This is a genomic window from Streptomyces sp. SID5910, from assembly GCF_009862125.1.
Lineage (GTDB): Bacteria > Actinomycetota > Actinomycetes > Streptomycetales > Streptomycetaceae > Streptomyces.
The window spans coordinates 1-9,072 of record NZ_WWHX01000473.1 but is presented as its reverse complement, the minus strand read 5'-3'; the positions used below and the strand labels follow the sequence as shown (position 1 = coordinate 9,072).

The following is a 9,072-nucleotide window of genomic DNA, read 5'->3' as shown; positions in this document are numbered from 1 at the left end:
ACGCTCCGGCCGCCTGGTCGCCCCCGACGAGGGCGTGCGCACCGACACGACCAAGGAGACGGTCGCCGAGGACGTCGGCATCGACGGAGGGGCCGCCGGCGCCGAGGAGGCCGCGGTTCACGTCGTCGAGGACGAGACGGCACTGCCGGACGACGAGCAGCGCTAGCGGGCCGAACGCCTTGAGGGGGCCGCCCGGCCTGATGGTCGGGCGGCCCCCTCACGGCGGTTCGGTCAGGGAAGCAGTTTGTCGAGGGCCGCGGGGCCCTCCTCGGCCAGCTTGTTCCTGGCCCATTCGAGGTTCTTCGGGGTGAGGTCCCGGCCGGCCGCGAGAACGATGTCCTCGGGGGACACCTCCGTGCCGGGGCGGATGTGGAGCCGGTCGTCCGGAGTGGCGCGGTCCTCGCTCGCGAGGACCTCGGACGCCCGGGAGGCATCGGACTCTGATGTGGACATAAGACTGCTCCTCGGTCCGGATCGCTGCGTCGGTGCCGGTGCTCTGCCGCCGGTCCCGACGGCCGTCGGTCACGACTGCTGTCGGTCCCGACTATCCCGATAACACCATTCAATGCCGGAGCGGCGCCCGCATCCGGAGCGCCCGCCCGAGGTGCCGCACCGGACACCGGGTCGTCTAATGGGACGCGTCGAACGATCGGCCCGGCAGAAGAGGGCGCGCGCATGACAGGCAGCCGTACCGGCGCCGGGGGACGAGGGACCACGGACAGGGCGGGCGGCCTGCGCCGGTGCGGCGAGTGGTGCGCCCGGCACGGCGTCATCGTCGTGGTCGCGTGGCTCGTCGCCCTGGTGGCCCTCCAGTTCGCGGACCGCTCCTTCGGCGGGGACTACTCGGACAACTTCACCCTGTCCTCGTCCCAGTCGCAGCAGGGCCTGGACGTCCTGGAACGCCACGACCCCGCGGCCGGCGGCTACAGCGCCCAGATCGTCGTCCACGACGCGGACAAGCCGCTGACCTCGCTCGGCTCGCAGATGTCCACCGCGGTGACCGACCTCCAGAAGCTGCCGCACGTCCTGTCCGCGCAGAACCCGCTCACCGCCGCCCCCGCCTCCGGCTCGTCGTCCGGGCCCGACGTGGGCCCCCTGTCCGCGGACGGCCGCACCGCCTACCTCACGGTCCGCTTCGACGTCCAGCCCTCCCAGCTCGGCGACGGCTACCTGCACGGCGTCGACGACTCCGTCCAGCCGCTGCGCGCCGCCGGCGCCGAGGTCGAGTACGGAGGGCCGCTCGGCGAGCTGGCACGGCCCGACGCCGACGACCGGGTGAGCGAGCTGATCGGCTTCGGCGTCGCCGTCGTCGTCCTGCTGATCGGCTTCGGCAGCGTCCTCGCCGCCGTCGCCCCGCTGGTGACCGCGCTGATCGCGGTCGTCGGCGGCCTGGCCTGCCTCGGGCTGCTCGCCGCGGCGTTCACCTTCGCCACCGTGTCACCGACCCTCGCCACCATGATCGGCCTGGGCGTCGGCATCGACTACGCCCTGTTCCTGATCACCCGGCACCGGCAGAACCTCATGGACGGCGCCGACCCGGTGCGCGCCGCCGGACAGGCCACCGCCACCAGCGGCCACGCCGTACTCGTCTCCGGCTGCACCGTGATCGTCGCACTGCTGGGCCTGTACGCCTCCGGGGTCTCCTTCATCGGCAAGCTGGGCATCGCCGCCGCGGTGACCGTCGTCTCGGCCGTCCTCGGGGCACTGACCCTGGTGCCCGCCCTCCTCGGCCTCGTCGGCCGGCACATCGACCGGCTCAAGGCGCGCCGCCCCGTCGCCGAGACCGACGCGGAGCCCGGCGCCGAGCCGCAGGGCACCTGGCACCGCTACGCGCAGCGGGTGGAACGACGGCCCTGGCACTTCCTGGCCGCGGGCGTCGCCGTGCTCGTCGTCCTCGCCATCCCGGTGTTCTCCATCCAGCTGGGCCACATCGGCGACGGCGCCGACCCCACCTCCTTCACCGACCGGCGGGCGTACGACCTGATGACCGACGCCTTCGGGCCGGGCTCCAACGGCCCGCTGACCGTCGTCGTCGACCAGAGCGGCGTACCCCAGTCGCAGCGCTCGGACCTCGCCTCCCAGGTCACCAAGGGCCTCGACGACGTCTCCGGCACGGCCGCGGTGACACCCGTGACGCCGACCCAGGACGGCGACGTCCTGCTCGCCACGGTCTACTCGAAGCAGTCACCGCAGGACGCCGCCACCACCGGCCTGGCCAACCGCCTGGTCGACAGCACCCTGCCGGACGCGGTCACCGGCACCGACGCCAAGGGCTACGTCACCGGCACCACCGCCGCCCAGGTCGACTTCCGCGACATCGTCGCGAAGCGGCTGCCGCTCATCATCGCCGTCGTGGTCGCCCTGGCCTTCCTGATCATCCTGGCCGTCTTCCGCGGCCTGCTGGTCGCCGTCAAGGCCGCCGTCCTCAACGTGCTGTCGATCGCCGCCTCCTACGGCGTCGTCGTCGCCGTCTTCCAGTGGGGCTGGGGCGGACCCGCGCTCGGGGTCAACGGCACCGTGCCCATCGAGAGCTACGTCCCGATGATGATGTTCGCGATCATCTTCGGGCTGAGCATGGACTACGAGATCTTCCTGCTCTCCCGCGTCCACGAGGCCTGGCTGCGCACCGGCGACGCCAAGGGATCGGTGGCCCACGCGCTGGAGATCACCGCCCGGGTCATCACCTGCGCGGCCCTGATCATGGTGAGCGTCTTCGCCGCGTTCGTCGTCAGCGACAACATCGTGGTCAAGATGCTCGGCCTCGGCCTCGCCGTCAGCGTGCTCATCGACGCCACCGTCGTCCGCCTGCTCCTCGTGCCCGCCGTGATGACCCTGCTGGGGCGGCACGCCTGGTGGACACCGCGGTGGCTCGACCGGATCCTGCCCCACATCGACGCCGAGGGGGAGCACGGGAGCGGCCTCAGCGCGCGGACGGCGGGGACGAAGGAGTGAGGACGAGCATCGTGACGTCGTCGTCCACGTCCGGGCAGAAGCCCACGAGGTCCGCCCAGACACGCTCGGCGAGCCCGGCCGGCTCCCCGGCGGCCAGACCCGCCAGCCGGTCGGCCAGCGGATAGAACGCGCCGCCGGCGTCCCGCGCCTCGACCACACCGTCGGAGGCGAGGAAGAGCCGGTCACCCGGGCGCAGCGCGACCGTGCTCGCCTCGATCGTGCCGGCGTCCGCCAGCCCCAGCCCGAGCGGCGTCCACGGCGACACCTCCACCTCCGTGGCCCGCGCGCCGCGCAGCAGCAGGGGTGGCGGGTTCCCGCAGACGACGACGCGCACCTCGCGGGCGTCGGCGGAGAACTCCAGCAGCGCGGCCGTCGCGAACAGCTCGGCGTGCCGTGCGTCCGCCGAGTCCACCAGCAGCCTGCGGTCGAGCCGGGCGGCGACCGACACCAGGTCGGGCTGGTCGAGCACCGCCTCCCGGAACGCCCCCAGCAGCGAGGCGACCGTCGCGACCGCCGCCAGTCCGTGCCCCTGCACGTCGCCCATCACGGCCCGGATGCCGAAGGGACCGTCCCGCACGTCGAAGAAGTCGCCGCCGACCAGCGTCCCGCGCTGCGCCGCCCGGTACAGGCCCGCGCAGCCCACGACGCCGACCCGCTCGGGCAGCGGGGGAGCGACGGCCCGCTGGGCGGCCTCGGCGACCGTGCGCTCCTGAACCAGCTGGGCGTCGCGGCGGCTGCGCACGAAGGACACGAACACGCTGAGCACGGAGACGAAGGCGATGGTCAGCACGTCGGTGTCGCCCGGCCGGTCGAGCTGGAACGCCGGGACGTTCAGCAGCGCGACCACCGCGCCGCCCAGCACGGCGGTCGCCAGCGGGCTGTACGACAGCACGGCCAGCGGCGGGATGGCGCCCAGCAGGAAGCCGATGTCGAGCGGCTCGTGACTGAGCAGCGTCGCCGCGCAGATCGCCGCGACCAGGACCAGCGGCAGCGCCCGCACCCAGCGGGGCGGCGGCGCTCCCCGCAGCCAGCCGCGCCGGTCCTCGCTCCGGCGCGACGGCACGGCGGACACCTTGGGCACACCACCACGCTCCTACGGCGCGCCGCCCGGCGCACGCCGGGAGGCGCGCCGTCGCCTAGAACGCGGTGAGCGTCAGCCGGATCCCGGTGGGGGCGGTGTCCTGCACGTAGGAGGCGAAGTCGGCCACGTCGTCGAAGGCGAAGCCGTACGCCTTGCCGTCCTCCGTGACCGCGTGCACCGCCTTGGAGTAGTGGTTCGTGAGGGCGGTGCCGTAGAACGACGCGGGGTCGGTCGTCGGCTGGGCGGCCGAGGACAGCAGCGTGGAGCGGTTGAAGCCGGCGCCCACCACGGCGGCGACGGGACCGGTCGTGCCGTCGTTGGGCGCGGCGAGCGCGCCGTCGCAGAACAGCACGTCCCGGGTGGACGGCTTGGCGAAGGACACCTGGGCGGGCCCGTCGAAGGTCAGCCGGTCCCCGCGCACCCGGCCGGTGAAGGCGCCCGCGTTGGTGGTGACGGTGAGGTCCTTGCCGGTGTAGGTGCTCCACACCTCGTCGATGTACGGGGCGAGGTAGTCCTTCGGGAACAGGCCGGCGTCCAGGCCGTGCCCGGGGGCGATCACGCGGCGGTCGTCCACGACCAGCGGGGCGAACTCCTCGACCTGCCGGACGGCCTCGAAGACCGCCGCCCGGCCGCCGGGGCGCACGGTGCCCGTCGTCTGGTCCTTCGCGCCGGTCAGCCGGATGGCGAGCGGCACGCTGAACATGTCGACCATGGTGGTGTTGCAGAACATCCCGGACGCGTTGTACGTGAACTCGGCGCAGTCGTGCAGCACGCCGTAGTTGGGGTCCGAGGAGACCCAGCCGGCCGGGTACTGGAGCGCGGCGTCGCCGTTGCCGTCGGCGACCACCTTGAACTTCAGCTTCTCGCCGAGCGACACGTAGATCCGGCCGGAGAGGTACGGCAGTGACAGCGTTGTCTCACCGCTGCCGGCGAGGCTGATCGCGTAGTCGGTGAAGCCGTCGGCACCGTTGTCCGACAGCGCCACGGGCGCGACGGTGCCGTCGGGGGTGACGCGCACCTGGCGGCCGTCCTGGTTGCCGACGATGTAGACGTGGACGTCGGCGTTGCCGAAGGAGCCGGTGCTGTTGACGATCGTCAGCGGCAGGGCACCGGCGGCCTTGGGGGCGGCCGTGCCGGTGTCGCTGTCGCTGTCGGTCTCGGCGAGGGCGTGGGGGGCGAGCGCGGCGACGGCGGGAGCGGCCACGACCGCGCCGCCGAGGGCGACGAGCAGCTTGCGACGGCCGAGGGGGCGTTGGTGACGGGGAGTCATGTGGGGGGTCTCCTGGGTGATCGGGACATGACAGTCCGAGGGGGAGTCCGCTGAGAGCGCTCTCGGACGGTGGCCCGATGGTACGCAGAACACATGCCCCGGCCAACCACCTCGACGGCCACACAACGGCCGCGCCGGGGGCGGAACTTGGCGAATGCGGGCAGCGGCCGATGCACTTAACCGGCGCTTAAGGCCCGGTTAATGCGGGCGGCCGACGACAGGGGCGGCGCGCTTTTCGATTGCGTACGTCGGGGCCACCCGGCATCGTGCGAGGTGCCGTCCGCGCCCTGCGGACCCGCGTACCGAGGAGGCCCGCCCATGGCCGCAGTTCCCGAGCGCCGACTCGCTCTCCTCGGGGGAGGGTTCTCCACCGACGAGGACGGGCTGCTCGACACCTGGGTGCTCTCCCGGGCGCGGGCGGCCCGGCCCAAGGTGTGCTTCGTACCGACGGCCAGCGGTGACGCCCCCGCTTATGTCGAGCGCTTCCTCACGGCGTTCGAGCCGCTCGACTGCCAACCCTGCGTGCTGCCCCTGTTCCGCCGGGAACTCGACGACGACGCCCTGCGCGCGTTCCTGCTCTGCCAGGACGTCGTCTACGTCGGCGGCGGCAACACGGCGAACCTGCTCGCGGTCTGGCGCACGCACGGCGTCGACCGGATCCTGCGCGAGGCCTACGACCGGGGGACCCTCCTCTGCGGGATCAGCGCGGGCGCCAACTGCTGGGCCGAGGGCTCGCACACCGACTCCTTCGGACCGCTCACGTTCCTGCCGGACGGGCTGGGCCTGCTGTCCGGCTCGGTCTGCCCGCACTACGACAGCGAACCGGGCCGCCGCCCCTCCTACCGGCAGGCCGTGGCCGCCGGCTCGCTCCCCGCCGGGTGGGCCCTGGACGACGGCGCCGGCGCCCTCTTCACCGACGGCGTGCCGACGGACACGGTGACCCGCACCCCGGGGGCCCACCTGTACCGGGTGGAGGCGGACGGGAGCGGCGGAGTCACGGAACGGGCCCTGCCGTGCCGGCCGCTGACATAGGGCTTCCGTTGCCGTCCGGTGTCGGTGTCGGGTGGCATGCTGGCCGGGCGGGACGAGTGACGGCACGGGCGGGCGGAGGTGGCATGGGGTTCGAGGGTGAGGTGTGGTGCGTGCGTGATCGGAGTACGGGAGCGGGCGTCGGGGAGATCGTCGTGGACGACGAGGACTTCCCCTGGCTCTCCGGCCGGTTCAGGCCCGGGCCTGCCTTCGACGCGGTCCGGGACCTGTTCGCCCGCGAACTCGCCCTGGCCGAGCGGGACGACGCCGGTCACTGGGAGGAGTGGGAGGCCGTGTACGCCCGGATCGAGGCGCGCGTGTCGCTGGCTTCGCCCGAAGGGCCGGTCGCCGAGTTCCTGCTGCACATCCAGGGGGACCGGGCCTGGTTCCGGTGGAGCACGGCCGGCTGACCGGCGTCAGCGTCCGTCGCCGAGCAGCGCCTCGGCACCGGCGAGGATCTCGGTGACCCGGAGACCGAACACGGCGTCGCACGGATGCGGGCGTCCGGTCCGCGCGGCGGTCATGAGGGCGTCCACGGCCCGTTGCAGAGCGGGCACCGGACCCTCCGCGCTCTCCGGCATCAGCGTCACCCCGGCACCGCCCCGCAGCTCCACCTCGGCACCCGCCGCCGCGGGCGGTGCTGTCAGGCTGAGGGTGAGCGTGCTGGTCGTCCCGCCGGTGTGGTCGAGGACCAGATGCACGGTGTCGCCGGGACCGGGCACGGCCGCCGCCACCTGCCGTACGTCCCCCAGGACCGGCAGCAGCACGGACAGGGCGTGCGGACCGACGTCCCACAGGGCGCCCTTCTCACGGCGCCACGGCGAGCGCGCGAACGGGCTGTCGCCGCCGAACACCGCGCCGAGCCACTGCGCACGCGCCGTGAACCACTCGCCGATCTCGGCCTGTTCGGCGATCCACGCCTCGGTCTCGGGCTGGAACCGGGTGGTGAAGAAGACGACGGAGGCGACACGGGCCTCCCGCGCCGCCTCGACCACCGCACGCCCCTGTGCCACCGTCGGCGCGAGCGGCTTGTCCAGCAGCAGATGACACCCCGCCCGCGCCGCGCGCACCGCGAGCTCGGCCTGCACGGCCGGCGGCAGCGCCACCGCGACGGCCTCCACGTCGGCGAACAGGGCGTCGACGTCGTCGTAGGCGCGCGTGCCGTGCCGTTCCGCCAGCTCCTTGGCGGCCTGGGGCCGGCGTCCCCACACGCCCACGAAGTCCACCTCGTCGTGCCGGGCCAGAGTCGGCGCGTGTGCCATGTCCGCCCAGGGACCGGTACCGAGCAGTCCGATACGCATACCGCCGCCTCTCCAAGGTGCCCGACCCGACGCCGGCCGACGCAGAGCGTGGCACACGGACCGGGTACCCCCGCAAGCCCTCGGCCGAGGAACACGAGGCACGAGTGCGCGCATGGGCGAACAGGCGGAGCAGGGAGAACAGGGGGAGCGGACCGAAAAGACCGGTGCACGACCCTAGGGACCGACCAGACGGTATGCCATCCTTCGGGGCAGGACGAGTCAGGGGGCGGGCCGGGCGCGGGCGGACCGCCCGTGGCGGCTCTCCTCCGTGAGCCCTGCCTGGGGAGGACCGCGATGCAACACGCCGTACGGTCACGAGCAGCGATCCGCACCGCCGGACTGACGCCCGTTCCGCGCCCGCGGACACCCGGCGTCGCCTCGCTCATGGACGCCGACGCCCTGCGGGTCCTGCACCGGGCGGCCCGCGGGCTGCTCGACGACCTGCCGGGCCTGACCGACCGGCTGGTGGCGCTGCTGCGCGAGCAGGAACCGGCGTACCGGACCGCCCTCGCGAAGGACCCCACGGCGTCCTGGCAGGAGGTGCACCGCTCGCTGCGGCACAGCGTGGCCTCGCTGCTCGACCCGCGCGGCGCCCGGGACGCGGCCCGCCGCTGCTCCTGGCGGATCGGCACCACCCGCGCCGAACAGGGACTGCCGCTCGATGCCCTGCTGCACGCCTTCCGCCTCGGCGGCTCCCTGGTGTGGCAGAGGCTGGTCGAGGAGACCTCCCGCACCGCGCCCGAGGACGTCCGGCTGCTGGTGCATGTGGCCGCCGACGTGTGGAACTTCGTCGACGAGCACTGCACCCTCGTCGCGGACGCCTACCGGCAGACCGAGTGGCAGCTGTCCCGGCGCCGGCAGAACCGGGCCCGGCTCCTGGCGGCCGGCCTGCTCGACGGCACCAGCCGCATCGCCGACCTGCCCGAGGCCGCGCAGGCACTGGGCCTGCCGGAACAGGGCCGGTACGTCGTCGTCGCCGTCACCGGCGCGAACCCCGCGCGCTCCGCCACAGCCCGTGCCGCCGTCGTCCCGGACGGCACACGCGTCCACTGGCACAGCGGGGCGGAGGTGGACTACGGCATCGTGCTGCTCGGCCCCGGGGACGACGAGCCCGCGCCACCGGGCGACGCCGTCCCGGGCGGCCTGCGGATCGGCATCGGCAGTCCCGTGGAGGGACTGGCCGCCGTCGGCGAGGCGCGCGGGCTCGCCGACACCGCGCTCGGCATCTGCCCCGAGGGCGGCGGCACCGTCCGGCTGGCCGACCACCTCCCGGCCGCCCTGGTCGTGGCCGGCCCCGACCTCGGCCGGGCCCTCGCCGACCGGGTGCTCGGCCCGCTGCTGCGGCTGGAGCCCGCCGACCGTGACGTCCTGCTGGACACCCTGACGACGTGGCTCGACTGCGACGGCTCGGCCCAGCGGGCCGGCGAACGCCTCTACTG

The 9,072-nt window shown here is 73.9% G+C and carries 9 protein-coding genes; 5 read left to right on the top strand and 4 right to left on the bottom strand.

All coding sequences use genetic code 11. The features are described from left to right. The coding region (locus tag GTW67_RS37030; protein ID WP_237518899.1) for a DUF5709 domain-containing protein at positions 1–166 on the top strand (166 nt) is incomplete at its 5' end. Between the two features lie 65 nt (positions 167–231). Here GTW67_RS37030 and GTW67_RS16715 read toward each other — a convergent pair. Continuing rightward, the gene (locus GTW67_RS16715; protein ID WP_161165619.1) at positions 232–453 is read right to left on the bottom strand and encodes a hypothetical protein; all 222 of its coding nucleotides are present in this window, start codon (positions 451–453) and stop codon (positions 232–234) included. 222 nt (positions 454–675) lie between these two features. On the opposite strand from GTW67_RS16715, the gene GTW67_RS16710 reads away from it, so the two are divergent. Further along, the gene (locus GTW67_RS16710) at positions 676–2,952 is read left to right on the top strand and encodes an MMPL family transporter (RefSeq protein ID WP_161165618.1); all 2,277 of its coding nucleotides are present in this window, start codon (positions 676–678) and stop codon (positions 2,950–2,952) included. On the opposite strand, the gene GTW67_RS16705 is transcribed toward GTW67_RS16710, so the two are convergent. Together GTW67_RS16705 and GTW67_RS16700 are read right to left on the bottom strand one after the other, a co-directional pair. After that, the gene (locus tag GTW67_RS16705) at positions 2,921–4,033 is read right to left on the bottom strand and encodes a SpoIIE family protein phosphatase (RefSeq protein WP_161165617.1); all 1,113 of its coding nucleotides are present in this window, start codon (positions 4,031–4,033) and stop codon (positions 2,921–2,923) included. The two genes, GTW67_RS16710 and GTW67_RS16705, sit on opposite strands and share 32 nt — an antisense overlap. 55 nt (positions 4,034–4,088) lie before the next feature. Then, positions 4,089–5,303 (bottom strand): glycoside hydrolase family 64 protein, encoded by a 1,215-nt coding sequence (locus GTW67_RS16700; RefSeq protein WP_161165616.1) that lies wholly within the window; start codon positions 5,301–5,303, stop codon positions 4,089–4,091. Positions 5,304–5,621: 318 nt separating this feature from the next. Here GTW67_RS16700 and GTW67_RS16695 point away from each other — a divergent pair, with 318 nt between their 5' ends. Together GTW67_RS16695 and GTW67_RS16690 are read left to right on the top strand one after the other, a co-directional pair. After that, positions 5,622–6,335, top strand: coding sequence for a Type 1 glutamine amidotransferase-like domain-containing protein (locus GTW67_RS16695; protein WP_161165615.1), 714 nt, complete (start codon positions 5,622–5,624; stop codon positions 6,333–6,335). A gap of 83 nt (positions 6,336–6,418) precedes the next feature. Further along, a complete protein-coding gene (locus GTW67_RS16690; RefSeq protein WP_161165614.1) occupies positions 6,419–6,742 on the top strand; it encodes a hypothetical protein in 324 nt (107 codons plus the stop codon). 6 nt (positions 6,743–6,748) lie between these two features. Here the strand turns inward: GTW67_RS16690 and GTW67_RS16685 are convergent, their stop codons facing one another. Next, positions 6,749–7,633, bottom strand: coding sequence for a Gfo/Idh/MocA family protein (locus GTW67_RS16685; protein WP_161165613.1), 885 nt, complete (start codon positions 7,631–7,633; stop codon positions 6,749–6,751). A gap of 294 nt (positions 7,634–7,927) precedes the next feature. Between GTW67_RS16685 and GTW67_RS16680 the strand changes: the two genes are divergently transcribed. Further along, on the top strand, positions 7,928–9,072 hold a 1,145-nt coding region (locus GTW67_RS16680), incomplete at its 3' end, for a PucR family transcriptional regulator (protein ID WP_161165612.1).